A 26,874-nucleotide genomic window follows, 5' to 3' on the forward strand; every position below is an offset into this window, starting at 1 on the left:
AAAGGTAAGGGAGACTAGATCATGGCAAATCGCAGCAACGTCCCCGCGACGATTCCTGCTCTCGGTGGAGAGGCAAGCCTCAACCGCTATCTGGCCGAGATCAAGAAGTTCCCGATCCTGACCCCGGAACAGGAATATATGCTCGCCAAGCGCTTCTCGGAGCATGGCGATACCGAGGCGGCGGCGCAGCTCGTCACTTCGCACCTGCGTCTCGTGGCCAAGATCGCGATGGGCTATCGCGGCTACGGCCTGCCCGTCTCGGAACTGATCAGCGAAGGCAATATCGGCCTGATGCAGGGCGTGAAGAAGTTCGAGCCCGATCGCGGCTTCCGCCTCGCTACCTATGCGATGTGGTGGATCCGCGCCTCGATCCAGGAATTCATCCTGCGCTCGTGGAGCCTGGTGAAGATGGGCACCACCGCGGCGCAGAAGAAGCTGTTCTTCAACCTGCGCCGGATGAAGTCGAAGCTCGACGCGTTCGAGGACGGTGATCTGAGCCCCGAGAACGTGGCCAAGATCGCCAAGGACCTCGGCGTGACCGAGGACGAGGTCACCTCGATGAACCGTCGCATGGCGATGGGCGGCGATACGTCGCTGAACGTCTCGATGCGTGAGGATGGTGAAGGTCAGTGGCAGGATTGGCTGCAGGACGATGCGCCCTTGCAGGATTCGGTCGTCGCCGAGGCGCAGGAGGCGGATGTCCGCCACAGTCTGCTGACCGAAGCGATGGATGGCCTGAACGAGCGTGAGCGTCACATCCTGACCGAGCGCCGGTTGACTGACGATCCCAAGACCTTGGAAGAACTTAGCCAGGTCTATGGCGTGTCGCGCGAGCGCGTTCGCCAGATCGAGGTTCGCGCGTTCGAGAAGCTGCAAAAGGTAATGATGCGGCTGGCCGGCGAAAAGCGGCTGATCGCAGCCTGATTGTGCTACTCCCGGCCGCTTCGCGCGGCGGCCGGGAGATTGCTCCATAATAGACCGATGTTCTTGACGCGTTCTCGGCACTAGCGAATATTCCCCCGGAATTACGGAGGGATAGCATGAGCGCTTTAATTACAATCATCTGGCTGATCGGAACCGTCGCGTCGATCTGGTTCATCATTCGGCCGTTATCGTCTCTGCCGATATATGCCACGCGGGGCCGCGCGATCGCGACCGGAGCGGCGATTTTCATTGGCCTGCCTATCGTCGCAGCGATCGTCGGCATTTCCAGCGTTCCGGGCCCCACTCTCCCCAAGGTGAGGGCTGCCGGTGCCGGTGGCACGACGGACGGCAACAGCGAGGTCGCAGCAGCCGCGCCCGCGTCGCCGTGGACATATAATGAGAACAAGGACGCGATGCGGGGCACGACGATGAAATACGCCCAGACGCAAAGCGACGAGAAGTTCCAGAACAGCCTCGGCATGGGCGAGCAGAATACCGTTCTCGAAGTGCAGAAGCTTGCCAAAGGCTATGACGTCAGCATCAATAATCCCAATCTGCAATTCACCTGCAGCTCGCTCGTAACGAAGCAGTTTGCGGTGAAGTTCGACGACGGCCCGATCGACCATTACAACTGCACTGACTCGGAGGGGAGTAAGTTCGGTTTGGCGTTCTTCTCCAAGGGAGACGGCGTGGTCGCCAAAATGCGCAGCGCGAAGCGCATGATGATCGAGGCTGAGGTGTTCCAGCGCGGCAACGTTCAAATGACCTTCAATGTCGCTGGCCTGACACTCTGATGCCGCCCGTCGGGTTGCGGGCTGACCGCTGCCCGATTCGCTCTATAGAGCGACCATGAGCAGCAAGTTCGTCGTCATCGGAGGAGGCGCCGCCGGCATCGCTGCCGTGCGGCGCCTTGTCGATTCGGGCGCCGACGTGTTGCTGCTGGAAGCGAGCGGGCGGATCGGCGGGCGGGCGCACACTGTGCGCGTCGGCCGCGAAGCGCTCGACCTGGGCTGTTCCTGGCTGCATTCGGCCGATCGCAATCCCTGGACGCGGATCGCGCTGGCCGAAGGGTTTCAGATCGACCGCACGCCGGCGCATTGGCGCGAACAATGGCGCGATCTCGGGTTCCCGGCCGCCGACCAGGAGGCGTTTCAGGCAGCCTATCAGCAATTCTCCGAGCGCGCTTTGGCCTATCGCAACGGCCCCGATCGACCGTTGTCGGACTTCATCCAGCCCGACCATCCGTGGCGCCCGCTGATCGATGCGATTTCGGGTTATGCCAACGGCGCCAGTCTCGGCGCCGTCTCGCTGCACGATTGGGCGGCGTATGAAGACGCCGCTGGCGACGACAATTGGCGGCTGGTCGAGGGCTATGGAACGCTGATCGCCGCTTACGGCAAGCGCCTGCCCGTCCGGCTCGATTGCCCCGTTTCGATGATCGACCATCGCGGCCCGCGCATGCGCCTCGTCACACCGCACGGGCTGGTCGAAGCCGATCGCGTGATCGTCGCGGTGCCGACGCCGATCATCGCCGATGGCGATCTGACATTCGACCCGCCGCTCGACGCCAAGCGGGAGGCCGCCGCCGCGCTCCCGCTTGGGCTCGCCGACAAGATCTTCCTGGGCATTCGCGGCGACGATTATCCGCACAATGCGCATTTGATCGGCAATCCGCACAATGCGTGCACCGCCAGCTATCAACTCGGCTATCTCGGACGCCCGGTCGTCGAGGCATTCTTTGGCGGCGATTGTGCCGAGGCGATCGAGCGCGAAAGCGACCTCGGCGCCGCCGATTTCGCGATCGGCGAGCTCGCGCGCCTGCTCGGCAACGACTGGCGATTGCGGCTCCAGCCGCTCGCGCGGACACGCTGGCGCGCCGAACGCTTCATTCGTGGCAGCTATTCGCACGCCCGGATCGGCCAGGCCGGACAGCGCCGCGTGCTTGCCCAGCCCCATGACGACCGCATCTTCTTTGCCGGCGAAGCCTGCTCGGCGAGCGACTTCTCAACCGCCCATGGTGCATATGAGACAGGTATTATCGCCGCCGAAGAGGCTCTTGCCGCCGACCGCCGACCGCGGATAGTGGCGAGCATGCCGTTGATGACGGCACCCTCGCCCCATCCCACCGACATCGCGACGACACAGGCCGATCCCGACCCCATGCCCGCAAGAGCCAAACCCCGCCGCCCCTTCCTCCGCCGCCTGTTCGGCTGGATCTGGAAAGGCGCCCTCGCCTTCGTGATCGTCAGCGTGCTGTGGGTCGGCATCTACCGCTTCATCAATCCGCCCTTCACCTTCACGATGCTGGGCGACGTGCTGCACGGCCAGTTGATCACCAAACAGTGGATGTCGATCGACCGCATGGATCCCAACATGCCGCGCGCCGCGATCGCCGGCGAGGATGCGCGTTTCTGCCTGCACGACGGGTTCGATTTCAGCGCGCTGTGGCAGGCCTATCAGCGCAACCAGAAAGGCGGTCGCATCCGCGGCGGATCGACGATCAGCCAGCAGACCGCCAAGAACGTCTTCCTGATCCAGGGCGGCGGCTATGTCCGCAAGGGCTTCGAGGCGTGGTTCACCTTCCTGATCGAGCATCTGTGGGGCAAGCGCCGGATCATGGAAGTCTATCTCAATGTCGCCGAGACGGGGATCGGTACCTATGGCGCCAATGCCGGGTCGATCCGCTATTTCGGCCACGACGCGTCGACCATGTCGTCGACCGAGGCCGGACGGATCGCGGCGGTCCTGCCGCTCCCCAAGAAGCGCGCCGCAATCGACCCGCGCGGCTTCGTCCGCCGCCACGGCAATGCGCTAGCGAAATACGTCAATGTGGTGCGAGGCAACGGGCTCGACAGTTGCGTGCGGTAGCGCGGATAGACCGCTGGCTGGGCGATAGCGGCTCGGCAATCGGACAATGAATGGCCCGCGCCTGGCCGGGGCATTCATGCGCGCGTGGCGGTGACAACCCAGGCCGCGGCGCTCAAACTTACCTTGCCAGAGCGCTCACGCATCGACAGCGCGGCGCGCACGCGGTGCTCAGCTTTGGGCAGTAATGCAGGTCTTTCCCTCAAGATCTTTCCCAGCGCGCCGACCCGCGTGATCACTTTCAACATCGCCTCGGCGTCACCACTCGAAACCTGAACATCGAGCGCCCGAATCTCGATAAGGTCGAACCCCGCCGAACGAAGGACGCGATCGACCGTTCCAGCTTTCTCGAAACTGAAAGGCGTAACGTCGATCGCCGCCGTGAGGCCGGCTGCCTCGACGGGAAAGTAATCCAGCTCATTCTCGTTCAGCGATCGCCAACAGACGAAGGCGATCCGACCGCCACGCCTGAGCATTCGATGCATGTTGGCGAAGGCCTTGATCGGATCGGCGAAGAACATCGTTCCGAACCGGGAGAAAATGGCATCGACGCTCTGGTCAGACAGCGGCAGGCCGGCGGCGTCCTCTTGCAGCAACGTCACTTGGGACAGATGGCTCGTCCTGGCCCGCGCTATCGCCAGAACGCGTGGCGCCAAATCGACGCCGATCACGCGGCCGGTGGGGCCGACCCTGTCCATCAACTGCAGGATCGTTTGGCCCGCGCCGCAGCCGATATCCAACACCGTCTGCCCCTCCGCTGGAGCCAGTGCGTCTATCGCCGTCATGCCCAGCGGAGACATTTGCAGGTCGATCAGATCGGCCAACTCGGCTCGCGCCTGATCGCCCAAGTCCTGCGATGTCGAAAGGGCTGTCACGTCTGATGGCCTGGATGGGAAATGAGACGCGCGCAACTCGGCTTGCGACGCCCAGGATGGCGATCACCGCCGGAGCCGATCGAGAAACGCTCGTTCAATGCCGATTAACGCCAGCGCGCAGAAATGTGGTTATGGCGTCGGCGGTCGCGTCTGGCTGTTCCTCGGGAAAGAAGTGTCCGCCCAATACAGCCTGCCCGCGAACGTTCTCCGACCAACGGCGCCAAATGCCCAATGGTCCGCCGGCATCGCCGTACCATTCTGCTAACCCGCCCTTGTCGCTCCACAACGCCAGTAAAGGGCATCGGATGCGGCGGCCCGTCTCCCTATCAGCGCGATCGATTTCCCGATCGATCCCGGCCGCGGCTCTATATTCTTCGCAGATCGCGTGGACATGGACGGGATCACTGAGCGCCCCGACATAGGCCTGGCGCAACCACGAGGGAAATGTGTCGGGCGGGGACCCCCATTCGGACAGGGCGTTGTCGATGACCGCCTCCGGTGCTGCAAGCAGGAGCCGCTCTGGCAAGGGAGCGGATTGGGCAAGCAGGGAGAACGGCCAGAAGGAGAGCGTGAGCCGCGCATCGGCCCTTTCCCAAACCTCATAGGTGGGAATGACGTCCAGCACCGCAGCGGCAGTCACTTTGTCGGGATGATCCAGTGCCGCGCGATAAGCGACGCGGCCGCCACGATCATGGCCGATAATCGCGAAGGTTTCATGACCAAGCGCCTTCATCGCCTCGACCAAGGTCGATGCGAGCGCCCGCTTGGACATCGCGCTATGGCCTTCGCCGTCGACCGGGCAATCGCTGCAGCCATAACCGGGCAGGTCGGCTGCCACGACAGTGAAATCGCTCGCCAACAATGGCGCGATGCTGTGCCACATGAGGCTCGTTTCCGGAAAGCCATGGAGGAGCAGAATCGGCGGGCCCGCCCCACCTTCGTGGCAGAAGACCATACCGCGATCGGTCATCACCTCCCGGCCGGCGAACCCTTTTATTCCGCTTGGCGTCATCATCGGGAAACGCGTCGGCGCTGACGGGGTTCAAGCCGGTCCGGGCCAGCGGACATCGCGCTGGCGGCTTGGGGCGCCCTGTCCGACAGCAAGCAGCATGATGCGCGCCAAACTGGCGCTATCGGCGGCGCGGCGGGCTCGCTGCGGCAATCCGCGGCAATTCGTTCAGAACGGCAGCTTGAACCCCGGCGGGAGCGGCAGGCCCTGCGTCATCTTGGCCATTTCGGCGTTCGATGCCGCATCCGCCTTCGCCCGCGCGTCGTTGAACGCCGCGACGATCAAATCCTCGAGCATCTGCTTCTCGGACGGCTGGAGCAGCGACGGATCGATATCGACGCCGATGATGCGGCCCTTGGCCGACGCCTTGACCTTGACCATGCCGCCGCCTGACGCGCCTTCGACCTCGATCTGGTCGAGCCCGTCCTGTGCCTTGGCCAGTTCGGCCTGGACGTTCTGCGCCATCGCCATGATGTCTTCGAGGCTTTTCATAATGCCTGTGCTTCCTTGTTGATGCGTTCGAGCACCGCGTCGGGGAATGTCTCCAACGCTGCTTTCACGATGGGGGTTTCCATGACCGCGGCGCGTTCGGCCTCTTCCTCGGCCTTGCGGCGTTCGGCAAGCGTTGCCTCGCCCTCGGCGTCCTCGGTCGTCACTTTCCATTTCGCGCCGGTCAGCTCACCTAGGCGTGCGGCAAGTGTCGCCGGCAAATCGGCGGGCAAGGGCCGCGAGGTGCTGAGCACCAGTTCGGGCGCCTCATAGCGCACGACCCGAGCATTTGCGGTCAGATGCGACAGCAACGCGCCGCCGCCATTGGCGCGCACCAACTCGACCATCGCTTTGAAACTGGCCGGCAGCGTCTGGACGGTTGCCGGAGCAGACGCCGGCGCCGCGCCCGCGGCGGGCGGCGCCATGGTTGGCGCGCCCCCCGCCGCGATCTGCCGCGCGAGTTCGCCGGGATCGGGCAGACTGGAGGCATGGACGACGCGGAGCAACGCCATTTCGCCAGCCTCGATCGGCAAGGCGGCGCGCGCGACTTCCTCATGCCCTTTGAGCATTAGCTGCCACAACCGATGGAGCGCCGGGAAAGACAGCAACCGCGCCCAGCCCTGATAGGCCTCTCGCTCTTCTGCCGATTGCGCCGGATCGGCATCGCCGCCCAGCTTGGCCAGGGTCACCGCATGCACCGTTTCCAGCAGACCACGCAGCACCGATTGCGGGTCGACGCCGAGATCATATTGCCGGCGCAACGCCGCGAGCGCGCCGGGCGCGTCGCTGTCGAGCAACAGCGCGAACAGATCGCGGATCGCCGAACGATCGGACAGGCCGAGCATCGCGCGTACCGCGACCGCCGTCACCCCGCCGCCCTCCATGCCGGCATGCGCAATCGCCTGGTCGAGGATCGACAGGCCGTCACGTGCCGATCCGTCGGCGGCGCGCGCGATCAGCGCCAGCGCTTCGGGTTCGGCTTCCGCGCCTTCGAATTCGACGATCTGCGTGAAATGAGCGGCCAGCTTGTCCGCCGGAATGCGCCTGAGATCGAATCGCTGGCATCGCGACAAGACGGTCACCGGAACCTTCTGCACCTCGGTCGTCGCCAGCAGAAACTTCACATGTTCAGGGGGTTCTTCCAATGTCTTCAGAAGCGCGTTGAACGCGTTCTTCGACAGCATGTGAACTTCGTCGATGATGTAAATCTTGAACCGCGCACCGAACGCGGCGAGCCGCGCGGCGTCGATCACCGCGCGCATGTCGTCGACGCCGGTATGACTGGCGGCGTCCATCTCGATCACATCGATATTGCGTCCTTCGGCGATCGACACGCAGGGGTCGCACACGCCGCACGGGTCGATTGTCGGACCGCCCTGCCCGTCTGGTCCGATACAGTTCAGCGCCTTGGCGATCAGCCGCGCTGTCGAGGTCTTGCCCACCCCGCGTACGCCGGTCAGCAAGAACGCATGCGCCAGCCGACCGCGCCGAATCGCGTTGCCCAGCGTCTGGACCATCGCGTCCTGGCCGATCAGCTGATCGAAATTCTGCGGCCGGTACTTGCGCGCAAGCACGCGGTACGCGGTTTCCTTGGGCTGCGGCGGCTCGCCGAGATCGAAAGAGTCGGACATCAACCCTTATCTAGGGCCCGGACCCAGGGTCGGCAACGGCCAGGACGGAGCGGCTTTTGGCGCACAGATAGGAGCGAGGAGAGAGCGATGCCGAAGCATCGTGATCGACGAACGACGCCGCTGTGCGCCAAAAGCCGCCCGCCGCAGCGCGGTCGCCCGCAGGCGCCCTTCGGACAGCGTCGCTTGCTTGCGCGTAGCTATGGCTACGCGTCTGCGCTGCGTTCCTTGCCGAAGGGCGCCTGCGGGCGATCATGGCCATTGCCGACCCTGGGCCCGGGCCCTCGGGTCGGCGAGCCGGATTGTCGAAGCCTGTTACCAGCGGCGGAAGCACACGCGGTGCGGCCGGCCCCAACGCCACGAGGTGCGGCACACCAAGCGCGACCCGCGCCAACGATATGGCCGGCCATAGGCATAACGCGGACCATAATAGCCGCGGCCGCGATAACCGTAACCGCCGCGATAGCCATAGCCGCGGCCCCGCCAGCCGCGGTCGCCACCGCGCCAGCCACGATTACCGTTGCGCCAGCCATTGTGGCGGCCGCGATCGCGCCACTGGTTCGCCGCGACGGTGATCCCAGAGGGGGCCGCGATCGGCGCGGCGATCGGCGCCGACCGCGTCAGCGACGTTTCGGCCGAAGCCGGACCGATCGCGGACATGCCGGCAACAGCCAGCAGGACAGCGAATATTCGAGAAATACGCATACAGGACTCCTTGCCTTGTCGGTCAGAGGCACTGTCGCAATGCGCGAAGGCGCCGCCGCGTTCCGCAACCGTATCAAAACCGGCGCATTAGTCGATTGATTAGCCGCATTCCGGATGCAACTCATCTGCCCCACCGCGCGACGCGTTTTGCGAAGGAGACGAGACTTGATCCGACGGCGCAATCTAATCCTGTCGCTCGCATTGGCGATCGGGACCGTCCGAGCGGCCGCAGCGGAGACCGCGCCGGCCCCGCTCTATCAACTACGCGCCTACCAGTTATTCGAACCCAGCAAAGCCGTGTTCCACGCCCGGTTTCGCGACCACGCCATGGCGATCATGCGTCGGCATGGCTTCGACATCGTCGCGACCTGGGAGGCGACGCGAGACGGCAAACCCGAGTTCGTCTATCTGCTGCGGTGGAAGGACGACGCGACGATGAAGGCGTCGTGGGCAGCGTTCCGGGCCGATGAAGAATGGAGCCGTATAAAGCGCGATACGCTTTCCCCCGATGCGCCGATCATGGGCGAGATCGAAGATCGCACGATGCGGCTAACGGACTATTCGCCGCCGTTCCATTGAGATGGGTGGGAGCCGGAACGACCCGCAACGAAATCGTTACGGCTGCTTCCTTCCGGACCTGACCGGGTTGGCGACGATTGCGTCCGCCCGACTCCCGCCGCGCATATGGCGGGATCGGGCGGCGCTTTCAAGCCATTAGAAGACCGCTGCTACCAGCGGACACGGACTTTGCGGCAGGTCCGAATCTTATGGCCATGACGCCAGCGCACGGTGCACACCTTCTTCCACTTCCATCCATGATGTCCGTGGCCCCAGCGTTCGGGCGCGGGCGCGGCACTGGCGGGAGCAACCGGCGTGAGCGCCGAGGCGGCAAGGACTCCAGCAGCAACTACAGCGAGAAATTTCATGGCGTGTCTCTCCATGCTTTTCACCCCCCGGCGCGTCCAAACGCCTATCATGCGCATGCCGTTCCACGAACGGAATAATGCTTACCCACAGTAATCCGGGGGAAATTTAGGTCAGCGACCCTGCATGTTTTTCGCTTCGGACGGAATGCGCACGGTTAGCGTTTCGAGCACGTCGCTCAGCCAGATCTGGCATGCGAGCCGGCTATATCGCGTGGCCCCGGCGGCAAGGTCGAGCATGTCCTCTTCTTCCTCGACCGCAGGAGGCAATTTCGCGAAATCGTCGGCATCGATGATCACGTGACAGGTCGAACAGGCCATCTGGCCTTCGCACGTCCCTTCGAGCGGCTCGCCGGCATTTTGCGCCAGGTCGAGCAGGCGATCGCCGGGCCGCGCCTCGACTTCACGCGTGGCGCCATCGCGCTCGATGAAGATCACGCGAGTCACGCCGCGATCCTCTGTGCGCGAGCGGCGGCATCGATGCGCTTGAGCGCGTTCACCAATTCCTCCTCGGTCGTATAGCGCCCGAAACCGATCCGGATGCTGTTGCGGGCCTGCGCGTCGCTCAGCCCGATCGCCTCGAGCACATGGCTCGGCCGCCCCGACCCGCTGGCACAGGCCGAGCCCGCCGAAAAGGCGATGTCGCGCAGATCGGACATCAGTCGCGCGACGTCCAGCCCGTCACGCCGAATGTTGAGATTGCCGTGATAGCGGTGCTCGATCGACCCGTTGACGATCCAGTCTGCGCTCAGGGCAGCCCGAGCGACCGACCATAACCTCTCGACATGCGCAGCATCCCGATCGCGCCGCGTCGCCATTAGCGCCGCCGCCGCACCGAAACCCGCGCACAGGGCCGGGCTGAGCGTGCCCGAGCGCCCCGCCACTTCCTGCCCGCCGCCATGGAGCAACGGCTCCAGCGCGATCCCCTGGCGAATCCACAGCGCGCCGATGCCCTTGGGTCCGTGGATTTTGTGCGCCGACAGCGCGATGAGGTCGCAGCCCTCGGGAATCGCCATCCGACCATAACCCTGCACGGCATCGCACAGGAACAAGGCACCCGCCTGGTGCGCCAGCGCGGCCAGGTCGGCGATCGGCTGGATCACGCCGATCTCGTTATTGACCAGCATCGCCGCGACCAGCTTCACCCCTGGCCGGATCGCCGCGCGGGCCGCGTCGAGATCGACCAGGCCGTCATGCCGCACCGGCAGCACCACTGCCCCGCCAATGGCCGCTACGGTGTCGAGCACCGCGGCATGTTCGGTGGCGATGGTGACGATCGGGCCGCCGGCCCCCTTGATCGCCCAGTTGAGCGCCTCGGTCGCGCCGCCGGTGAAACTGACCGTTCCGCCGGCCGGCAGCAACGCCGCGACCTGACCGCGTGCGACCTCGACCGCCGCCTTGGCCGCACGCCCGGGCCCGTGCGCCGAATGCGGATTGGCATGCTGGTCGCGCAACCAGGGCAACATCGCCTCCAGCGCCTCGGGCGCGAGCGGCGTCGTCGCCTGATAATCGAGATAGATCATGCCGCGCGCGCCAGCGATGCCGCGATTTCGCGCCAGACCGCGACGAAAGCGTCAAGCTCGGCCCGTGTGGTCGACCGTCCGAAGCTCACCCGCACCACTTCCTGCGATGCCTGGATCTCCCAGCCCATCGCCGACAGCACATGGCTCGGCTTCATGCTGCCGCTCGCGCAGGCGCTCCCCGCCGACACCGCGATCCCGGCCATGTCGAAGCGGATCAGTTGCGTCGTCGCCGCGACCCCAGGCATGCGGTACGAACCGATCGCCGGATGGCGAAGCGCGTCCGCCATCACCGATTCGCCGCCTGACGCCTTGATCTCCTTGTCCAGATAGGCACGCAATTCTCGATAGCGAGTGACGTCCTCGGGCTCGCCGAGGGCCGCCGCATAGCCGAGGATGCCGGGCATGTTCTCTGTCCCCGGCCGGTATCCCCGCTCCTGCCCCCCGGTCGGATCGAGCGTCGCGAGGTCGCGGACGAGCAGCGCGCCGACGCCGATCGGCCCGCCGCGCTTATGCGCCGACAGGGCGACGAAATCGGCGTGCCGCGCGACGTCCCGATCAGTACCGACCGGCATCTGCGCGGCATCGACCAGCAGCAGATGCCCGGCGGCATGGACCTGTTCGGCCAGTTCTGCGATCGGCTGACGGATTCCGGTCTCGCTATTGGCCCATTGGATCGCGACGACCGCACGCCCCTCACCCGCCATCGCCGCCTCAAGCGCTATCCGATCGATTAGTCCCGCCGCATCGACCGGAATCAGCGCGATGTCGTAGGCCGCGCGGAGTACCGCATCATGCTCGACCGCGCTCGCCAGCCGGCGCGTAACCGCCGAGCGCGTCAGCGCGATCGCCAGCGCCTCGCTTGATCCGCTGGTGAACAATACTTCGCCCGGCCAGCCATAGGCTGCCGCAACCTGCGTCCGTGCCTTCTCCAGCATCGCCTTGGCGGCCCGCCCCTCGGCATGCGGCGACGACGGATTGGCCCAGTGCGCGAATCCGTCGGCCATCGCCTCGCGCGCCGCCGGCAGCAGCGGCGTGGTCGCGGCATGATCGAGATAGATGCGCTGGCTCACGATGGGTCCGATTCGTTCCAATTGCGTGTTGGGGCCTGCTGCCTATATAGCGCGCAACCTTTAGCGCCACACCGGCGCCTCTGCGGCTAAAAGAACAGGATACGATGCCCGAAGTCATTTTTCCCGGCCCCGAGGGCCGCCTCGAAGGTCGTTTCGCCCCCGCGCCCAAGCCGCGCGCACCGGTCGCGATGATCCTGCATCCCCATCCGATGTCGGGCGGCACGATGAACAACCGCATCGTGATCGAGCTCTACAAGACGTTTCAGCGGCGCGGCTTCGCGACCTTGCGCTTCAATTTCCGTGGCGTCGGCAAGAGCCAGGGCGTGTTCGACAACGGCATCGGCGAATTGAGCGACGCGGCCTCCGCGCTCGATTGGGTGCAGAGCTTCCACCCCGAGGCGTCGACTACCTGGGTCGCCGGGTTCGGGTTCGGCGCCTGGATCGGCATGCAGCTGCTGATGCGCCGTCCGGAAATCCGCGGCTTCATCTCGATCGCGCCGCCGGCGAACATGTTCGATTTCACGTTCCTCGCGCCCTGCCCCGCGTCGGGCATCATCATCCAGGGCGAGAATGACGAGGTCGTCACCCCGATCGCGGTGCAGAAGCTGGTCGACAAATTGCGCACCCAGAAACACATCACGATCCACCACGATACGATTCCCAAGGCGAACCATTTCTTCGAGCACGAAATGGGCGAGCTGATGGGCAGCGTGGACAAGTATCTGGATATGCGACTCGATCCCAACTCGCCGATTCAGTGAGTTCGACAGAGACCTTCGGCCCTCCCCATCGCGAATGGGGAGGATCGTCGGGAACTCTGGCCAAACCTGACCGGTCCCGCTAGCGTCCCGCCCCATGCAGTTCCTAAAGATCCTCTTCTGGTGCCTGATCAGCTTCGTCGCGGCGATCTTCACTTATGGCAATTGGAGCTGGGTGACGATCAACCTGTGGGGTGGGTTGGTCGCGGAAGTGAACCTTCCCTTCATGATGTTGTTCATGTTTCTCGCCGGGGTGATCCCGACCTGGCTCTATTACCGGACGATCCGCTGGCGCCTGACGCAGCGGCTGACGACCGCGGAGCGGGTGATCGCGGATCTGAAGCCGGTGGTACCGATGGGCGCCGATCCCGGCCCCGTGCTTGCCGCGCCGGTCGCAGAGACCGCGCCGCCGGCGCCGCGCACGCCGCCGAAACAGCCGCCGCTTGAGCTGACGCCATGACCAGCCGCATCTACGTCGCGCTCGACACTCCTGACATCGACAAAGCGAAGGCGATCGCCGCGCGCGTTCGCCACCATGTCGGCGGCATCAAGCTCGGCCTCGAATTCTTCATGGCCAACGGTCGTCACGGCGTGCTGGAGATGCACGAGCTGGGGCTGCCGATCTTTCTCGACCTCAAGCTGCACGACATTCCCAACACCGTCGGCAAGGCGATCCAGGCGTTGCGCGGCCTCGAACCGGCGGTGCTGACCGTCCATGCCAGCGGCGGCCGCGCGATGCTGGAGGATGCCAAGGCAGCCGCGCCGAGCACTACCAAGGTCGTCGCGGTGACGATGTTGACCAGTCTGGACGAGAACGATCTTCTCGCGACCGGGGTCCAGGGATCGTCGCACGATCAAGTGCTGCGGCTGACCGAACTGGCGATGGACGCCGGGGTCGATGGCATCGTGTGTTCGGGCGAGGAAGTCCGCGCGGCGCACAAATTGTGGCCCAAAGGCTTCTTCGTCGTGCCGGGTGTCCGCCCGGCCAATGGTGCGATCGGCGATCAGAAGCGCGTGGTGACGCCACGTGCGGCAGTCGACGCCGGCGCCTCGATCCTGGTGGTCGGTAGGCCGATCACCGCGGCGGAAGACCCCGACCTCGCGGCGCGCGAGATCGGCGCGACACTGTAGGTTCCTCTGCCATGCCCGATCTGAAGGTTCGCGTCGCACGACGCGATGACCTCGCGATGCTCCAACCGCTGATCCAACGCGCCTATCGCGGCGACGATGCGCGCGCCGGCTGGACGCATGAGGCCGACCTGCTCGACGGCGAGCGGATCGGGGTTGGCGAGTTGGAAGCAATGATTGCCGATCCGGCCGAACGCCTGCTGGTCGGGTTCGATGATGATCGCATGGTCGGGTGCGTCCGCGTCGCCAATTCGGGCGGCGGGCTCGCCTATCTCGGATTGCTGTGTGTCGATCCGCTGTTGCAGACCGGCGGTTATGGCAAGCAATTGATCGCCGCAGCCGAAGCGACCGCGCGCGCCGATTTCGGTGCCGAGCGGATCGAAATGACGGTGATCGACCGGCGAGCCGAGTTGATCGCCTTCTACAAACGCCGTGGATACACGCTGGTCGGCACGCGCGATTTTCCGGTCGTGGTCGACCCGCCGCTTCACATGGTCGTGCTGGAAAAGCCGCTCGGCTGAGGCCAGGCTGGTGCCGCGGCGACGGCCGCGCTCAACCCCTGCTCGCGCAAGGTAACTCCGAACGCCGCCTGTTCGCGCCGCGACCGCAGCCAGACCGTCGACACTCCCGATCCGTCGAGCGCCGCAACGATCTTGGGGCGCTGCAGCCGGCGAAACGGGGCGACGAAATGGATGAATTCCAGGTTGATTCTTTCAGGGCATCCCTCGCCCATGTCCGGCCTCACGCGGCCATAGGTGCCGATCGTTCGCCGCGCGATGCGCCACAGGCAGACCCGCGTCGGCGGATCGAGAAAGATCGCAAGGTCGGCACGCTGCAATCGCGGGAGCAGCGACGATCCATATTGGCCATCGATGATCCATTCAGGCCGCGCGGCGAGATCGGCGAGTCGCGCGTTCCATCCGTCGCGGTCGGGCTCGACCCAGCCCGGTTGCCAATATTCCTTGTCGAGATGGACGATCGGCAATCCCGACAGCGCGCCCAGCGTACGCGACAGCGTCGACTTGCCCGATCCCGAGCTGCCAATCACGGCGATCCGACGGAATAGAGTGTTGCGCTCATGCATGGTCATTCGGCCCCGGACGCGTCTATAGCGCCGCCATGTCTCGCGTCACCGCCAAGATCTGCGGCCTCAGCACGCCCGAAACGCTCGATGCCGCGATCGCCGGCGGGGCAAGCCATGTCGGGCTGATGTTCTTCGCACCCTCGCCGCGCAATCTGACGTTCGATGCGGCCGCGAGCCTCGCCGCCCGCATACCGGCAAGCGTGTCACGCGTAGGCGTCTTCGTTGACCCCGACGATGCCTTGCTCGAAGCCGCCATCGCCGCCGCCAAGCTCGATGCCGTCCAGCTGCATAGCACGACACCCGCTCGCGCCGCCGCGATAAAAGCGCGCATTCCGGTGTGGGTGGCCATCGCAGTCAAGACGCGCGCCGATCTGGACAGCGCGCTCAACTATCGGGGCGCGGCTGACAAGATCCTGTTCGATGCCAAGACACCGGAGGGCGCGACCCGGCCCGGCGGCATGGGAATTCGGTTTGATTGGAGCCTGCTCGATGGGTTCCGCCACGCCATGCCTTGGGCGCTATCGGGGGGACTCACGCCCGACAACGTGGCCGAGGCTGCGGCGCGCACCGGCGCGACATTGGTTGACGCCTCATCCGGGCTGGAATCGGCACCCGGCGTCAAGGATGTGGACAAGATCGCCGCGTTCCTTAAAGCGGTGGCGCAATGCTGATGCCGATCCTCCCTGCCCTGCGCATCCCGCAACGATGGCGCTGATCGCTGTTCGAAGCGATTGGACCCATGTTGTGACGAGGAAATAACGGTAATGTCGGACCCTGCACTTTTGTCGAATTCGTATCGCACCCAGCCCGACGATCGCGGGCATTTCGGTCAGTTCGGCGGCCGTTTCGTCGCCGAGACGCTGATGCCGCTGATCCTCGACCTCGAGCGCGAATATCGCGCGGCCAAGGCCGATCCCGCCTTCGCGCAGGAGTTCGAGGATCTGCTCGAACATTATGTCGGCCGCCCGAGCCCGCTCTACTACGCCGAGCGCCTCACTGCGGCGATCCGCGCCGGGTCGGAACCGGGCAAAGGTGCGCAAGTATGGTTCAAGCGCGACGAGCTCAACCATACCGGCGCGCACAAGATCAACAATTGCATCGGCCAGATCCTGCTCGCGCGCCGCATGGGCAAGACGCGGATCATCGCCGAGACCGGCGCCGGTCAGCACGGCGTCGCCACCGCGACCGTCTGCGCGCGCTTCGGTCTGCCCTGCGTCATCTATATGGGCGCCAAGGACGTCGAGCGGCAGCAGCCCAACGTGTTCCGGATGAAGCTGCTCGGCGCCGAGGTGATCCCGGTCACCAGCGGCGCGAACACGCTCAAGGACGCGATGAACGAGGCGCTGCGCGACTGGGTCGCGAACGTCCACGACACGTTCTACATCATCGGCACCGCGGCGGGCCCGCATCCCTATCCCGAACTGGTCCGCGACTTTCAGTCGGTGATCGGCAAGGAAGCGCGCGCGCAGATGCTGTCCCGGATCGACCGCCTGCCCGATTTGCTGGTCGCCGCGATCGGTGGCGGCTCGAACGCAATCGGGCTGTTTCATCCGTTCCTCGATGACCTCGACGTCCGCATGCTCGGCGTCGAGGCGGCGGGCGAAGGGCTAGAGCGCAAGCATGCCGCGAGCCTGGCGGGCGGATTCCCCGGCATTCTTCATGGCAACCGCACCTATTTGCTGCAGGATGACGACGGCCAGATCGCCGAGGCGCATTCGATCTCGGCGGGGCTCGACTATCCCGGCATTGGTCCCGAGCATGCCTGGCTCAAGGAAATCGGCAGGGTCGATTACACTTCGGCAACCGACGAGGAAGCGCTCGACGCCTTCCAGCTTCTCTGCCGGACCGAAGGCATCATTCCCGCGCTAGAACCTTCGCACGCGATCGCAGCTGTCGCCAAGAAGGCACGGGAAATGGACGAGAATCAGATCATCCTGGCGAACCTCTGCGGGCGTGGCGACAAGGACATCTTCACTGTCGCCGAAGCGTTGGGAGTGCGGATATGAAGCTGAACTTGCGACAGGCAATCACCAGCGCGATGGTCGGCGGCATCGCAGCCGCCCTGGCCAGTTTGGTCCTCCATCACGGTGTATTCGGCGCAAGCCAGTTCACTTTTGCCGCGATCCTGGGCCTCGCGATCGGTGCCTCACGCCTCGTCGAGGTTGGGAAGAAGCGATGACCCGCCTCTCTCAAGCCTTCGCCAAGGGGCACCCCGCTCTCGTCGCCTTCGTGACCGCGGGCGATCCTGGGCGTTTCGCGACCGGACCGATCCTCGACGCGCTGGTCGAGGGCGGCGCCGATGTGATCGAGCTCGGCATGCCATTCACCGATCCGATGGCGGACGGCCCCGCCATTCAGGCAGCGAATTTGCGCAGTCTCGCGGCGGGTACGACCACGGCCGACATCCTCGCTATCGCGATGGCGTTCCGTGAGCGTCATCCGACCGTGCCGCTGGTCCTGATGGGCTATGCCAATCCGATGACACGGCGCGGCGCCGACTGGTTTGCCGAGCGTGCCAAGGAAGCCGGCGTCGATGGCGTGATCTGCGTCGACATTCCGCCCGAGGAAGACGATTCGCTCGGTCCGGCGCTGCGCGGCAATGGCATCGACCTGATCCGCCTCGCTACCCCGACCACCGACGCCGAGCGACTGCCGACCGTTCTCGAAGGCGCCAGCGGCTTCCTCTATTACGTCTCGGTCGCGGGCATCACGGGCAAGCAACAGGCGGTGCAAGCCTCGATCGAGGAAGCCGTCGCGCGCCTCAAGGCCGCCACCAAGCTGCCCGTGGCGGTCGGCTTCGGCGTCCGCACGCCCGATCAGGCCGCGGCGATCGCGCGCGTTGCCGATGGCGTCGTGGTCGGCTCGGCGATCGTCGAACTGGTCGGCCAGTATGGCAAGGATGCAGCCGAGCCGGTGCGCGCCTATATCGAGAGCCTCGCAAGCGCGATCCGCGCCGCCAGAAAGGAAATGGCATGAGCTGGCTGACCAACGTCCGCAATGCGCTGTCGTACGTCATCCCCAAGAAGGAGAGCCCCGACACCCTGTGGCACAAGTGCAAAGGGTGCGGGCAGATGGTGTTCGAGAAGGAACTGGCGGACAATCTCTATGTCTGCCCGAATTGCGCATTTCATGAACGGATCGGGCCGGATGTTCGTTTCGCGCAGATTTTCGATGCGGGCTCGTTCACGACGCTGACCCCGCCCAAGGTCCAGGACGATCCGCTCAAGTTCCGCGACCAGAAGAAATATACCGATCGCATCAAGGCGGCGCGCGCCGCCACCGGCGAGAGCGACGCGCTGATCAACGCGACCGGGACGATCGAGGGCCGCAAGGCGGTGGTCGGCGTCCAGGATTTCGCCTTCATGGGCGGATCGATGGGACTCGCGGTGGGCGAAGCCTTCGTGCGGGGCGTCGAAGCGGCGATCAGCGAAGGTGCTCCCTATATCATCTTCACCGCGGCAGGCGGGGCGCGGATGCAGGAAGGCATATTGAGCCTGATGCAGATGCCGCGCGCGACGGTCGCGATCCAGATGCTCCACGATGTCGGCTTGCCGTATATCGTCGTGCTGACCGACCCGACCACCGGCGGCGTCACCGCGAGCTATGCGATGCTCGGCGACGTGCAGATTTCCGAACCCGGCGCCCTGATCGGCTTTGCCGGTCAGCGGGTGATCGAGCAGACGATCCGCGAAAAGCTGCCCGAGGGGTTCCAGCGCGCCGAATATCTGCTCGACCACGGCATGCTCGACATGGTCACGCCGCGCGCGGAACTGCGTCCGACACTGGCGCGGCTGATCGACTATATCGGCGGGCAGCGGAAAGCGGCGTAGCCAAATCTCCCCTCCCGCTTGCGGGAGGGGTCGGGGGAGGGCATGTCCTCCCTGTGATTTGTAACAATCCCTCCCCTGACCCCTCCCGCAAGCGGGAGGGGAATTAGAGATGCCCGACCACGCCGTCTCGTCCGATCCCGCCGTGCAGCGGCAACTCGACCGGCTATGGGCGCTCTCGCCTGGCGCCGACATCCTCGGTCTGGAGCGCATCACCGAATTGCTCGAGCGCATCGGCAACCCACATGAGCGCTTGCCCCCGGTGCTCCATGTCGCCGGCACCAATGGCAAGGGATCGACCTGCGCCTTCCTGCGCGCGGCGATCGAGGCGGCGGGCTACACGACGCATGTCTATTCGAGCCCGCATCTCGTTCGCTTCAACGAGCGCATCCGGCTCGCCGGTACGCTGATCACGGATGCCGAGCTGGCGCCGCTGCTCGAGGAAGTGCTCGACGCCGGTGGCGATATCGGCGCGAGCTTCTTCGAGGTGACGACTGCCGCAGCGTTCCTCGCCTTTGCCCGCACGCCCGCCGATGCCTGTATCGTCGAGGTCGGGCTCGGCGGGCGGCTCGACGCCACCAATGTCATCGCGCAGCCGATCGTCACCGGCATCGCGCAACTGGGGATCGACCACGAACGATTCCTGGGGACGACGATCGAGGATATCGCCGCCGAAAAGGCCGGCATCGCCAAACCGCAAGTGCCGCTGGTCACGATGCGCTACCCGCCTTCGGTCGAGGCGCGGGTCAGTGCGGTCGCACGAACCGCCGGAGCGCCGGTATCGCCCGAGGGCAGGAATTGGTTCTGGGCCGCCGATGACGGCCGGCTCACCTATCGCGACGCCGCGGGCAAGGTGCAGACGCCGTTGCCAGTGCTGGCCGGGCCGCACCAGCCGGGCAATCTCGCTTTGGCGATCGCCATGCTCCATCATCAAAAGACGCTGACCATCCCACCCGACGCCTTTGTCGCCGCGGCCGAGCACGCCACCTGGCCAGCCAGGATGCAGTTACTGGGCGACGGGCCACTGACGCGTATGTTGCCGCCCGGCAGCGAGATTTGGCTCGATGGCGGCCATAACGCCGCCGCCGGCGCCAGCGTCGCCGTCGCATTGCGCGAGGTGCTGGGACATCGCGACACCAACGGTGCGCACATGATCGTGGGCATGCTGTCCAACAAGGACCCCGCCGGACTGCTGGGACCGTTCGCCGGGCTGGCCGCGAGCTTCCATGCCGTTCCGGTCGGTGGCCATGAATGTCACAGCGCGGACGTGCTGGGTGCGGTCGCCCGCGACATCGGCATGGTGTCCCAGGCAGCGGAGACGGTGGAGGCGGCGCTGCGCGCGATCGCAGGCGACGCCAAAGAACCGGTGACCGTGATGATTCTCGGCTCGCTCTATCTGGCAGGCGAAGTGCTCGCGGCGAACGGCGAAGCGCCGGAATGATCTATTATTGCGATTGACTATCAATAGCGACTTACCGACTATGCGGCTCCCACCACGGAGTCGCCCAATGGCCCCTGCCCCAATGCCTGCGTCGCTGGTCAGCGAAGCCCTGCCGCACAATCTGCCAGAAACCATGGCCGCACGCCTGCTGCTACTCGCGATCCGACGCATGGGCGCGCACGGGCTCAACGATGCGGTCGCCGCCAATGCCTTACTGAGCGCATTCGGCGCGGGGTTCCGCCGGCCGCTGCTGCTCGCCCGCGCATTCATGGCCGAACTCGCAGCGACCTCAACCACGACGATCCCGATCGCGCCATGCTGCTGCGCGCGCATGACCTGGGCGGAGCAAACGATGATCACCGCGATCGGTCATGCCGAGCGCCGCCCGGAAACCGCGCGCCTGTTGCTCGCCGACCTGATGGCGCAGCGCCGCGCCGATGCGATCGTGGCGACGGCGGCGGCCTTGTCCGGCGCATTCGCGGATGCCGGGCTGCCGTTGTCTTGCGACTAGCAACGGCTAGCTCACGATAGACCGTTCGCCCTGAGCTTGTCGAAGGGCACCAAGTGACTCGGAAATCGCGCGCCTCAAGCGCACCCTTCGACAAGCTCAGGGCGAACGGATTCTTGGGAGGCGCTATCCCGCCGCGCGTAGCTCGCGCAATTTGTCGGTCGCCCAGCGGTACATGTCGCCTTCCGCCTGGCGCTGGTGGCGGTCGAGCCGCTTCATCCGGTCCTCGACTTCCTCCAGCACCCCTAGCGCCTCGCGCTTGCGGCCGAGTTCGATCAATAACGCGGCATAGCGGCAGCGCGCTTCCTCACCGGGCATGCGCGTGACGATGTCGCGATAGATCGCCAGGGCATCGTCCTTGCGCTCGAGATGGTCGTAGATCCGCGCCCTCAGCAGATCGAGGCGGTCGCGGTCGCTCTGCCCTGACGGTTTGGCGATCGCATCGATCACCTGCTGCGCTTCGTCGATCTTGCCTTCTTCGAACAAGGCTCGGGCAAGCTTCGTCTCGGTGCGCGTGTCGGGCAATGGCTGCGCGGCGATTGCCTCACGATAGAGCGGGATCGCCTCGGCCGGCCGATTGACCGCCGACAGCGCATCGGCCAGCCGGATGCGGTTGGCGATCGTGTCCGCCAGCCCCAATGCGTCGCGGGCTGCGCGCACCTCGCGTTCGGGGTCGATTGCCTTGGCTGCTTGCGCGCGCATCGTGCGGACATGGCGATTGCCCTGCATGCCCGGCAGCACTTCGACGATGAAATAGGCGATGCAGCCGACCATCGGGAAGAACACCAGCGGCCAGATCCAGAACGTGTTGCGGCTGTTGCGCACGCAATGCACCACGCACGCGATCTGGCAGACGATCGTCCCGCCGGAGAGGATAAGGAACAACATCAGGAAGGCTCGCTACTCTCTGTCGCCGCCGATCCGATCGCCTGGTCGACCAGCCCGCTGCGGATCATCCACCAGAAGATCAGCACGCCGGGCAGCGCGATGATCGTCGTCAGGATGTAGAAATCGACATAGCCCATGCTGTCGATCAGCCCGCCAGCCATGGTCCCGGTAAGCACCCGCCCGAGAATGCTCGCCGCCGCCGAGATCAGGGCATATTGCGCCGCGGTGAAACGCAGGTCAGTCAGCGCGGAGAAATAGGCAGTCACGACCACGCCGCCGAAGCCACTCGCGATGTTCTCGAATCCGATCGCTCCGGCCATCCCCAGATTCGAATGCCCCGCCGCCGCGAGTGCCGCGAAACTGAGGTTCGATACCGCCATCAGCACGAGCGATAGCAATACCGAGCGCTTCATGCCTATCTTCGCGTAGAGAATACCGCCGATGAAGATGCCGATCATATAGGCCCAGAACCCCAGGAGCACGTCGTAGCCGGCGATCTCCGCGTTGGTGAACTTCAGGTCATCGAACAGCAGGCGAAAGGTCAGGTTGGCGAGTGTGTCGCCGACCTTGTGCACTAGGATGAAGATCAGCACGATGAGCGCACCGCGACGCTTGAAGAACTCGACGAACGGGCCCCAGATCGACGTCAGCACTTCGCCGACGCTGCGCCGTTCTGCGGACACCCGGCGGCGGGCGGGTTCGCCGATCATGACCGCGGTCAGCATCGCCGGCAATGCCAGTACACAGCAGGTCAGATAGGCGGCCGTCCAGTTGGATGCCCCGGCGACGAGCAGCGCCAGCGACGCGGCGCCGACATTGCCGATGCGATAACCGTATTGCGCCATCCCCGACCCGACGCCGAGCTGGCGCGGCTCGAGCAATTCGATGCGATAAGCGTCGATCACGGTATCGAACGTAGCGCCGGCGATGCCGACCAGGACAGCCGCGAGCGCCATCGCGCCGATGCTCGCCTTGGGATCGGCGAAGGCCAGATTGCTCACTGCGGCGATCACGAGCACCCCCGCCAGCAGCATCCACGAGGTGCGCTGACCCAACCGGCCAATCAACGGCAGGCGTACGCCATCGACCATCCACGACCACAGCCATTTGAAATTGTAGACGAGGATCGCGAGGCTGAACGCGGTCACCGTCGCCTTGGTGATGCCATCCTGCTTCAACCGTGTGGTCAGGGTCGCCGCGATCATCGCGAAGGGAAAGCCCGATGACACCCCGAGCGCCAGCGCGGCGAGAGGCGCCTTTTCCAGATACGGCCGGATGCTGTCGACCCAGCTGTGCGGCCGCTCCACCTCGATCATTATGTCTTGCTCCCCGTGTGCTTAACGCAGACACTAGCCGCAAAAATCGGGAGAGGAAGCCCATGAACGTGGCGACCAGGATCGCGCCAACCGCGGGGCAGCTCGCGCTGGCGAAGAAGCTTGCAGATGGCGGCGAAGCGCGCGCCGGCGGGATCACGCATGTCGACGCGGCCGCCTATACCGATCCGGCGCGGTATGAGGCCGAACGCGGCAAGATATTCGGCAAACGTCCGCTGGTGATCGCGCCCTCCGCGCTGCTGCCCGACCCTGGCATGGCGGTCCCGCATGACGGCTATGGCAAGCCGCTGCTGATCACGCGCGACCGTGACGGCAAGGCGCATGTCTTCATGAATGTCTGCCGCCATCGCGGCACGCGGCTGGTCGAGGGCCAGGAAGCGGTCTGCGCGGCGCGGCTTGTCTGCCCCTATCACGCCTGGACCTATGGTCTCGACGGCAAGCTGCTGGCGCTGCCGCGAACCGACGCCTTCCCCGACCTCGACACGAGCGAGTTCGGCCTTCGCCGCCTGCCGACCTGCGAGGCTGGCGGCCTGATCTGGTTCGCGTTCGACGACAGCGCCGATTTTGCCGAGCCCGAGACGCTCGGCCATGATTTCGATGCCTTCAATCTCGCCGGCCAGCATCTGTTCCGCCGCCGCACGCACGATGTCGCCGCGAACTGGAAACAGATCATGGACGCCTTCCTGGAAAGCTATCACGTCCAGCGCCTCCACGCCGCGACGATCGGTCCGTTCTTCAAGGATGGCGTCGCGTCAGGCGACATGATCGGAGCGCACCAGCGCTCGGCGGTCGGGCGCGACGTATCGGCGGATGACTGCGCGGCCGAGGATTGGCCGACATTGCGCCGCGCGATCACCTATACTTACCAGATGTTCCCGGCGACCGTGCTCGTGGTCAGCCCAGACTACATGAACCTGATGACGCTGATGCCGCGTGGCGTCGACCGCGTGCTGGTTGAGGACTTCATGCTGATCCCCGAGCCGCCTGCGACGGAGAAGGCGCTCGCCCATTGGGAGAAGAGCTGGAATTTGCTCGACGGCGGCGTCTTCGGCTCCGAGGATTTCCGCGCGGCGGCACTGTGCCAGGAAGGGCTGATGTCCGGCGCGATCGAGCGGTTGACGTTGGGGAGCATGGAAGGCGGCATTCGCCTGTTCCATGATGCGGTGGAGAAGGCGCTAGCGGGCTGAGGTGTCAGCGTCATGCCGGACTTGTTCCGGCATCCAATGAGCAACAACGGCTGACTTCCGTGGCGGCACGTTGGACCCCGGAACAAGTCCAGGGTGACGTTTGGAAGTTAGGTAAGTCTTACCCCTTCAGCACCGTCGCAACGGTCGAAATCACCAATCGCGTCTGCTCGATCTCGTCGACTTTGATCGTGTCGAGCCCCATTTCCTTCGCGGGATAATCGTTGCCGCCCGGATAGATCGCATCACCAATGAACAGCACTTCGGCGGCATCGACGCCGGCAACGGGGAGCAGCTTCTTCAGCCCATATTGCTTGTCGACGCCCTTGCGAGTGATGTCGATCGAGGTCGATCCACCGATATTGATCGACAGATCGGGGAGCGCCTCGCGCAGCCGCATCTGCAGCGCTTCGCGCTTCGAGCGATCGGCGTCCCAGGCATTCTTGGCGACCAGCGGCGCATCCTGACCCAGTCCAGAAAAGGTGATCTGGCTGCCACGATCCTCGATTCGGTCGCCCCAGGTCTGACCCTGGTCGAGCCCTTCGGCTTTTACCGCATCGTCGAGTGCCGTCTCGATCTGCCGCCGTTCGACGTGCGAGAACAATTCGGCGTACACCGGCTTCCACTCACCCGACCAGCGATAGAGCTTGGTCCCCGTCGTCGGCTGAATGAATAAATTGGCCAGCTTGGCGCGCTCTGGCAGCCGCGACACGACCTGTTTCTCGAATTGCGGCCAGTCGCCACCCGAGATGATGTCGACCAGACAAACCGCGAGCAGATCAGCGATCCGCGAGGCCATGTCGTCGTCGAGCGGCTGCTTGCTGAGGGCAAGGGTGCCGTCAAGGTCGAACGCGATCAGCTTCTTCATCGCGCGACACGCGGCAGGACGAATGTGTCGATGGCGTGCGCGACGCCGTCTTGCTCGTTGCTGGTGGATACGTGGTTGGCCGCCGCCTTAACGCCGTCGGGCGCTTGTCCCATCGCCACCGAAACGCCAGCACGCGCGAACATGGCGATATCGTTATCCATGTCCCCGAAAACCGCGACCTCGGCGAGGTCGACCCCCAGCATTCCTGCCAGGGCGGTGACGCCGTCGCCCTTGTTCGCACGAGCGTTGGTGACGTCGAGATAATAGGTCTGGCTCTGCCCGATCGTTGCCCCCGCGCCGAATTCGGCGATGGCGCGCTGCGCGAAGTCGCGGAGCAACGGAGCGTCGTCGCTGACGAACGTTACCTTGTCCGCGCGATCGTGGAGATCGGCAAAATCCTCCCGCAGGATTGGCTGCTGGTTCGACGCGACGCGTTCGTGCTCGACATGGACGCCCTCCAAGCTGGAGGCGTACCAGCGGTTGTCCGCGAAGACCCAACGATCGACCGCGACATTCTCGGCCAGCGAAAATACGCCACGGGTCACATGAGGATCGATGCGATGCTCGGCGATCATGCTGCCGTCCGGACGGAAGATAATCCCACCGTTGATCGCCGCGACCGGACTATCGATTCCGAGCGGGGCAATCAGCGGCATCACCCCCGACACCGGCCGCGCACTGATCAGCGTGAAGGCTACGCCGGCCTCGCGCAGCCGACGCACGGCGGCGACCACCTGCGGGCTGAGAGACTTGTCCTTGCGAACCAGCGTACCGTCGACATCCGATATGACCAGCCGGATGGGCGCGCTGCCCTGGTTCACTGCGGCATCTCCACATGCCCGCCGAACCCGAAGCGCATCGCCGACAGCAATTTGTCGCCATAAGTATGTTCGACGCGGCTGCGATAACGCGCGAACAATGCCGCGGTCAGCACGTGCGCGGGCACAGCCTCTTCCATCGCTGCTTCGATCGTCCAATGCCCCTCGCCCGAATCCGCGACGCGGCCGGAGAATTGATCGAGCGCCATGTCCTGGGCCAATGCCTGGGCGCAGAGATCGAGCAGCCAGGACGAAATCACCGATCCGCGCCGCCACACTTCGGCAATGTCGGTGAGATTGAGGTCGAAGCGCTCTTCCTCAGGCAGCTTGTCGGAAACCTTGCTCTTGAGGATATCGAAGCCCTCGGCATAAGCCTGCATCAGGCCGTATTCGATGCCGTTATGGACCATCTTGACGAAATGCCCCGCGCCGGCAGGGCCGGCATGGATATACCCCTTCTCCGCCCGCGGATCTTCGCCTTCCCGTGCCATCCGGTTGGGCGTCCGCGGAATCGTGCCGACACCGGGGGCGAGCGTATCGAAGATGGGATCGAGATGACGCATGACGTCGCCATCGCCACCGATCATCATGCAATAGCCGCGTTCCAGACCCCAGACACCACCCGACGTGCCGACATCGACATATTTCAGGCCCTTCTCGGCCAGCGCCTTCGAGCGGCGGATATCGTCCTTGTAGAAGGTATTCCCGCCGTCGATGATGATATCGCCCGGCGAACAAAGACCGGTGAGCGTTTCGATCGTGCTTTCGGTCGGTGCGCCCGCCGGCAGCATCACCCAGAAAATGCGCGGGCTGTCGAGCTTGCCCGCCATCTCCTCAAGCGACCCGGCGCCCATGCCGCCGTCGGCGACGATTTCCTTCACCGCTTCGGGCGCGCGATCATAGACGACCGTCTCATGATTGCCGCGCATTAGCCGCCGCGCGATATTACCGCCCATGCGGCCAAGGCCGATGATTCCGATTTTCATGATTCGCCAAACCTTTCAACCGTTCGCCCTGAGCTACTC

Annotated in this window: 30 protein-coding genes, 1 other RNA gene and 1 pseudogene; 17 read left to right on the plus strand and 15 right to left on the minus strand. The window is 64.9% G+C overall.

All coding sequences use genetic code 11. The features are described 5' to 3' along the window. The first annotated feature begins 21 nt into the window (after window positions 1–21). From rpoH to mtgA, 4 genes and pseudogenes are all read left to right on the plus strand, one after another. Complete coding sequence (gene rpoH / locus SMA01S_RS11660; protein WP_066809596.1) at window positions 22–924, plus strand: RNA polymerase sigma factor RpoH; 903 nt, start codon at window positions 22–24, stop codon at window positions 922–924. A gap of 116 nt (window positions 925–1,040) precedes the next feature. After that, on the plus strand, window positions 1,041–1,718 hold the full coding sequence (locus tag SMA01S_RS11665) for a hypothetical protein (RefSeq protein ID WP_066821920.1): 678 nt from the start codon (window positions 1,041–1,043) through the stop codon (window positions 1,716–1,718). 55 nt (window positions 1,719–1,773) lie between these two features. Further along, window positions 1,774–2,967, plus strand: a pseudogene (locus tag SMA01S_RS11670) (flavin monoamine oxidase family protein); the annotation flags it as partial. A 117-nt stretch (window positions 2,968–3,084) separates the two neighbouring features. Continuing rightward, window positions 3,085–3,792 carry a monofunctional biosynthetic peptidoglycan transglycosylase gene (mtgA, locus tag SMA01S_RS24185; protein WP_084250261.1) on the plus strand — a complete coding sequence of 236 codons (708 nt, stop codon included), beginning with the start codon at window positions 3,085–3,087 and terminating at the stop codon, window positions 3,790–3,792. A 74-nt stretch (window positions 3,793–3,866) separates the two neighbouring features. Here mtgA and SMA01S_RS11675 read toward each other — a convergent pair whose 3' ends face one another. The 5 genes from SMA01S_RS11675 to SMA01S_RS11695 all read right to left on the minus strand — a co-directional run bounded on the left by SMA01S_RS11675 (window position 3,867) and on the right by SMA01S_RS11695 (window position 8,495). Continuing rightward, window positions 3,867–4,613 carry a class I SAM-dependent methyltransferase gene (locus tag SMA01S_RS11675; RefSeq protein ID WP_157093909.1) on the minus strand — a complete coding sequence of 249 codons (747 nt, stop codon included), beginning with the start codon at window positions 4,611–4,613 and terminating at the stop codon, window positions 3,867–3,869. Window positions 4,614–4,758: 145 nt separating this feature from the next. Then, window positions 4,759–5,634: an alpha/beta fold hydrolase gene (locus SMA01S_RS11680; protein ID WP_066821922.1), complete on the minus strand. Its 876-nt coding sequence runs from the start codon at window positions 5,632–5,634 to the stop codon at window positions 4,759–4,761. Window positions 5,635–5,841: 207 nt separating this feature from the next. Beyond that, window positions 5,842–6,165 carry a YbaB/EbfC family nucleoid-associated protein gene (locus SMA01S_RS11685; protein ID WP_066589895.1) on the minus strand — a complete coding sequence of 108 codons (324 nt, stop codon included), beginning with the start codon at window positions 6,163–6,165 and terminating at the stop codon, window positions 5,842–5,844. Continuing rightward, a complete protein-coding gene (locus SMA01S_RS11690; RefSeq protein WP_066821930.1) occupies window positions 6,162–7,793 on the minus strand; it encodes a DNA polymerase III subunit gamma/tau in 1,632 nt (543 codons plus the stop codon). Before SMA01S_RS11690 ends, SMA01S_RS11685 begins: the two co-directional genes overlap by 4 nt. Before the next feature lie 312 nt (window positions 7,794–8,105). After that, window positions 8,106–8,495, minus strand: coding sequence for a hypothetical protein (locus SMA01S_RS11695; protein ID WP_157093910.1), 390 nt, complete (start codon window positions 8,493–8,495; stop codon window positions 8,106–8,108). A gap of 165 nt (window positions 8,496–8,660) precedes the next feature. Between SMA01S_RS11695 and SMA01S_RS11700 the strand changes: the two genes are divergently transcribed. Continuing rightward, the gene (locus SMA01S_RS11700) at window positions 8,661–9,074 is read left to right on the plus strand and encodes an NIPSNAP family protein (protein WP_218016882.1); all 414 of its coding nucleotides are present in this window, start codon (window positions 8,661–8,663) and stop codon (window positions 9,072–9,074) included. A gap of 1 nt (window position 9,075) precedes the next feature. On the opposite strand, the gene ffs is transcribed toward SMA01S_RS11700, so the two are convergent. The 4 genes from ffs to SMA01S_RS11720 form a co-directional block, all read right to left on the minus strand. Next, an RNA gene (gene ffs, locus SMA01S_RS11705) (signal recognition particle sRNA small type) lies at window positions 9,076–9,173 on the minus strand. A 359-nt stretch (window positions 9,174–9,532) separates the two neighbouring features. Then, on the minus strand, window positions 9,533–9,865 hold the full coding sequence (locus SMA01S_RS11710) for a 2Fe-2S iron-sulfur cluster-binding protein (protein WP_066821933.1): 333 nt from the start codon (window positions 9,863–9,865) through the stop codon (window positions 9,533–9,535). Then, window positions 9,862–10,941, minus strand: a complete 1,080-nt coding sequence (locus tag SMA01S_RS11715) for a cysteine desulfurase family protein (RefSeq protein WP_066821935.1) — start codon at window positions 10,939–10,941, stop codon at window positions 9,862–9,864. The genes SMA01S_RS11710 and SMA01S_RS11715 overlap by 4 nt, the downstream gene beginning before the upstream one ends. After that, window positions 10,938–12,011: a cysteine desulfurase family protein gene (locus SMA01S_RS11720; protein WP_157093911.1), complete on the minus strand. Its 1,074-nt coding sequence runs from the start codon at window positions 12,009–12,011 to the stop codon at window positions 10,938–10,940. Before SMA01S_RS11720 ends, SMA01S_RS11715 begins: the two co-directional genes overlap by 4 nt. Window positions 12,012–12,115: 104 nt before the next feature. On the opposite strand from SMA01S_RS11720, the gene SMA01S_RS11725 reads away from it, so the two are divergent. The 4 genes from SMA01S_RS11725 (at window position 12,116) to SMA01S_RS11740 (ending at window position 14,418) form a co-directional block, all read left to right on the plus strand. Next, window positions 12,116–12,772 carry an alpha/beta hydrolase gene (locus SMA01S_RS11725; RefSeq protein WP_066821942.1) on the plus strand — a complete coding sequence of 219 codons (657 nt, stop codon included), beginning with the start codon at window positions 12,116–12,118 and terminating at the stop codon, window positions 12,770–12,772. Between the two features lie 94 nt (window positions 12,773–12,866). Further along, window positions 12,867–13,229, plus strand: a complete 363-nt coding sequence (locus SMA01S_RS11730) for a hypothetical protein (RefSeq protein ID WP_066821945.1) — start codon at window positions 12,867–12,869, stop codon at window positions 13,227–13,229. Beyond that, the gene (gene pyrF / locus SMA01S_RS11735; protein ID WP_066821948.1) at window positions 13,226–13,900 is read left to right on the plus strand and encodes an orotidine-5'-phosphate decarboxylase; all 675 of its coding nucleotides are present in this window, start codon (window positions 13,226–13,228) and stop codon (window positions 13,898–13,900) included. The genes SMA01S_RS11730 and pyrF overlap by 4 nt, the downstream gene beginning before the upstream one ends. A gap of 11 nt (window positions 13,901–13,911) precedes the next feature. Next, window positions 13,912–14,418: a GNAT family N-acetyltransferase gene (locus SMA01S_RS11740; RefSeq protein ID WP_157093912.1), complete on the plus strand. Its 507-nt coding sequence runs from the start codon at window positions 13,912–13,914 to the stop codon at window positions 14,416–14,418. On the opposite strand, the gene SMA01S_RS11745 is transcribed toward SMA01S_RS11740, so the two are convergent. Beyond that, complete coding sequence (locus SMA01S_RS11745; protein WP_157093913.1) at window positions 14,385–14,987, minus strand: P-loop NTPase family protein; 603 nt, start codon at window positions 14,985–14,987, stop codon at window positions 14,385–14,387. The two genes, SMA01S_RS11740 and SMA01S_RS11745, sit on opposite strands and share 34 nt — an antisense overlap. Window positions 14,988–15,016: 29 nt before the next feature. On the opposite strand from SMA01S_RS11745, the gene SMA01S_RS11750 reads away from it, so the two are divergent. The 7 genes from SMA01S_RS11750 to SMA01S_RS11775 all read left to right on the plus strand — a co-directional run bounded on the left by SMA01S_RS11750 (window position 15,017) and on the right by SMA01S_RS11775 (window position 20,760). Further along, entirely contained in the window at window positions 15,017–15,652 is a 636-nt protein-coding gene (locus SMA01S_RS11750; protein ID WP_066821951.1) for a phosphoribosylanthranilate isomerase, read from the plus strand. Between the two features lie 93 nt (window positions 15,653–15,745). Then, window positions 15,746–16,987, plus strand: coding sequence for a tryptophan synthase subunit beta (gene trpB / locus SMA01S_RS11755; protein WP_066821953.1), 1,242 nt, complete (start codon window positions 15,746–15,748; stop codon window positions 16,985–16,987). After that, window positions 16,984–17,160, plus strand: coding sequence for a hypothetical protein (locus SMA01S_RS24570; RefSeq protein WP_157093914.1), 177 nt, complete (start codon window positions 16,984–16,986; stop codon window positions 17,158–17,160). The genes trpB and SMA01S_RS24570 overlap by 4 nt, the downstream gene beginning before the upstream one ends. Beyond that, the gene (gene trpA / locus SMA01S_RS11760) at window positions 17,157–17,957 is read left to right on the plus strand and encodes a tryptophan synthase subunit alpha (RefSeq protein ID WP_066821955.1); all 801 of its coding nucleotides are present in this window, start codon (window positions 17,157–17,159) and stop codon (window positions 17,955–17,957) included. The genes SMA01S_RS24570 and trpA overlap by 4 nt, the downstream gene beginning before the upstream one ends. Further along, window positions 17,954–18,811 (plus strand): acetyl-CoA carboxylase, carboxyltransferase subunit beta, encoded by an 858-nt coding sequence (gene accD, locus SMA01S_RS11765; RefSeq protein ID WP_066821957.1) that lies wholly within the window; start codon window positions 17,954–17,956, stop codon window positions 18,809–18,811. The genes trpA and accD overlap by 4 nt, the downstream gene beginning before the upstream one ends. Window positions 18,812–18,920: 109 nt before the next feature. Then, window positions 18,921–20,249: a bifunctional folylpolyglutamate synthase/dihydrofolate synthase gene (locus tag SMA01S_RS11770; protein WP_066821959.1), complete on the plus strand. Its 1,329-nt coding sequence runs from the start codon at window positions 18,921–18,923 to the stop codon at window positions 20,247–20,249. Window positions 20,250–20,316: 67 nt separating this feature from the next. Next, entirely contained in the window at window positions 20,317–20,760 is a 444-nt protein-coding gene (locus tag SMA01S_RS11775; protein WP_174543122.1) for a DUF6628 family protein, read from the plus strand. A 123-nt stretch (window positions 20,761–20,883) separates the two neighbouring features. Here the strand turns inward: SMA01S_RS11775 and SMA01S_RS11780 are convergent, their stop codons facing one another. Together SMA01S_RS11780 and SMA01S_RS11785 are read right to left on the minus strand one after the other, a co-directional pair. After that, on the minus strand, window positions 20,884–21,645 hold the full coding sequence (locus tag SMA01S_RS11780) for a tetratricopeptide repeat protein (protein ID WP_066821963.1): 762 nt from the start codon (window positions 21,643–21,645) through the stop codon (window positions 20,884–20,886). After that, window positions 21,645–22,961 (minus strand): AmpG family muropeptide MFS transporter, encoded by a 1,317-nt coding sequence (locus SMA01S_RS11785; RefSeq protein ID WP_066821965.1) that lies wholly within the window; start codon window positions 22,959–22,961, stop codon window positions 21,645–21,647. Before SMA01S_RS11785 ends, SMA01S_RS11780 begins: the two co-directional genes overlap by 1 nt. Window positions 22,962–23,023: 62 nt before the next feature. Here SMA01S_RS11785 and SMA01S_RS11790 point away from each other — a divergent pair, with 62 nt between their 5' ends. Further along, window positions 23,024–24,166, plus strand: coding sequence for an aromatic ring-hydroxylating oxygenase subunit alpha (locus SMA01S_RS11790; protein ID WP_066821967.1), 1,143 nt, complete (start codon window positions 23,024–23,026; stop codon window positions 24,164–24,166). Between the two features lie 118 nt (window positions 24,167–24,284). On the opposite strand, the gene SMA01S_RS11795 is transcribed toward SMA01S_RS11790, so the two are convergent. Genes SMA01S_RS11795 through gnd form a run of 3 tightly spaced genes read right to left on the minus strand, consistent with a single transcriptional unit; the run spans window position 24,285 to window position 26,835 of the window. Then, window positions 24,285–25,031, minus strand: a complete 747-nt coding sequence (locus tag SMA01S_RS11795) for an HAD-IIB family hydrolase (protein WP_066821970.1) — start codon at window positions 25,029–25,031, stop codon at window positions 24,285–24,287. Further along, window positions 25,028–25,852 (minus strand): Cof-type HAD-IIB family hydrolase, encoded by an 825-nt coding sequence (locus SMA01S_RS11800; RefSeq protein WP_066821973.1) that lies wholly within the window; start codon window positions 25,850–25,852, stop codon window positions 25,028–25,030. Before SMA01S_RS11800 ends, SMA01S_RS11795 begins: the two co-directional genes overlap by 4 nt. Further along, window positions 25,849–26,835 carry a phosphogluconate dehydrogenase (NAD(+)-dependent, decarboxylating) gene (gnd, locus tag SMA01S_RS11805; protein ID WP_066821976.1) on the minus strand — a complete coding sequence of 329 codons (987 nt, stop codon included), beginning with the start codon at window positions 26,833–26,835 and terminating at the stop codon, window positions 25,849–25,851. The genes SMA01S_RS11800 and gnd overlap by 4 nt, the downstream gene beginning before the upstream one ends. Between the last annotated feature and the right edge of the window lie 39 nt (window positions 26,836–26,874).

The sequence above is a fragment of the Sphingomonas mali NBRC 15500 genome (assembly GCF_001598415.1).
GTDB lineage: Bacteria > Pseudomonadota > Alphaproteobacteria > Sphingomonadales > Sphingomonadaceae > Sphingomonas > Sphingomonas mali.

Coding starts and splice junctions, on each gene's coding strand:
- rpoH (WP_066809596.1), top strand. CDS start 22: ATGGCAAATCGCAGCAACGTCCCCGCGACGATTCCTGCTCTCGGTGGA.
- SMA01S_RS11665 (WP_066821920.1), top strand. CDS start 1,041: ATGAGCGCTTTAATTACAATCATCTGGCTGATCGGAACCGTCGCGTCG.
- mtgA (WP_084250261.1), top strand. CDS start 3,085: ATGCCCGCAAGAGCCAAACCCCGCCGCCCCTTCCTCCGCCGCCTGTTC.
- SMA01S_RS11680 (WP_066821922.1), bottom strand. CDS start 5,634: ATGACCGATCGCGGTATGGTCTTCTGCCACGAAGGTGGGGCGGGCCCG.
- SMA01S_RS11685 (WP_066589895.1), bottom strand. CDS start 6,165: ATGAAAAGCCTCGAAGACATCATGGCGATGGCGCAGAACGTCCAGGCC.
- SMA01S_RS11690 (WP_066821930.1), bottom strand. CDS start 7,793: ATGTCCGACTCTTTCGATCTCGGCGAGCCGCCGCAGCCCAAGGAAACC.
- SMA01S_RS11695 (WP_157093910.1), bottom strand. CDS start 8,495: ATGCGTATTTCTCGAATATTCGCTGTCCTGCTGGCTGTTGCCGGCATG.
- SMA01S_RS11715 (WP_066821935.1), bottom strand. CDS start 10,941: ATGATCTATCTCGATTATCAGGCGACGACGCCGCTCGCGCCCGAGGCG.
- SMA01S_RS11725 (WP_066821942.1), top strand. CDS start 12,116: ATGCCCGAAGTCATTTTTCCCGGCCCCGAGGGCCGCCTCGAAGGTCGT.
- SMA01S_RS11730 (WP_066821945.1), top strand. CDS start 12,867: ATGCAGTTCCTAAAGATCCTCTTCTGGTGCCTGATCAGCTTCGTCGCG.
- pyrF (WP_066821948.1), top strand. CDS start 13,226: ATGACCAGCCGCATCTACGTCGCGCTCGACACTCCTGACATCGACAAA.
- SMA01S_RS11740 (WP_157093912.1), top strand. CDS start 13,912: ATGCCCGATCTGAAGGTTCGCGTCGCACGACGCGATGACCTCGCGATG.
- SMA01S_RS11745 (WP_157093913.1), bottom strand. CDS start 14,987: ATGACCATGCATGAGCGCAACACTCTATTCCGTCGGATCGCCGTGATT.
- SMA01S_RS11750 (WP_066821951.1), top strand. CDS start 15,017: ATGTCTCGCGTCACCGCCAAGATCTGCGGCCTCAGCACGCCCGAAACG.
- trpB (WP_066821953.1), top strand. CDS start 15,746: ATGTCGGACCCTGCACTTTTGTCGAATTCGTATCGCACCCAGCCCGAC.
- SMA01S_RS24570 (WP_157093914.1), top strand. CDS start 16,984: ATGAAGCTGAACTTGCGACAGGCAATCACCAGCGCGATGGTCGGCGGC.
- trpA (WP_066821955.1), top strand. CDS start 17,157: ATGACCCGCCTCTCTCAAGCCTTCGCCAAGGGGCACCCCGCTCTCGTC.
- accD (WP_066821957.1), top strand. CDS start 17,954: ATGAGCTGGCTGACCAACGTCCGCAATGCGCTGTCGTACGTCATCCCC.
- SMA01S_RS11770 (WP_066821959.1), top strand. CDS start 18,921: ATGCCCGACCACGCCGTCTCGTCCGATCCCGCCGTGCAGCGGCAACTC.
- SMA01S_RS11775 (WP_174543122.1), top strand. CDS start 20,317: ATGGCCCCTGCCCCAATGCCTGCGTCGCTGGTCAGCGAAGCCCTGCCG.
- SMA01S_RS11780 (WP_066821963.1), bottom strand. CDS start 21,645: ATGTTGTTCCTTATCCTCTCCGGCGGGACGATCGTCTGCCAGATCGCG.
- SMA01S_RS11785 (WP_066821965.1), bottom strand. CDS start 22,961: ATGATCGAGGTGGAGCGGCCGCACAGCTGGGTCGACAGCATCCGGCCG.
- SMA01S_RS11790 (WP_066821967.1), top strand. CDS start 23,024: ATGAACGTGGCGACCAGGATCGCGCCAACCGCGGGGCAGCTCGCGCTG.
- SMA01S_RS11795 (WP_066821970.1), bottom strand. CDS start 25,031: ATGAAGAAGCTGATCGCGTTCGACCTTGACGGCACCCTTGCCCTCAGC.
- gnd (WP_066821976.1), bottom strand. CDS start 26,835: ATGAAAATCGGAATCATCGGCCTTGGCCGCATGGGCGGTAATATCGCG.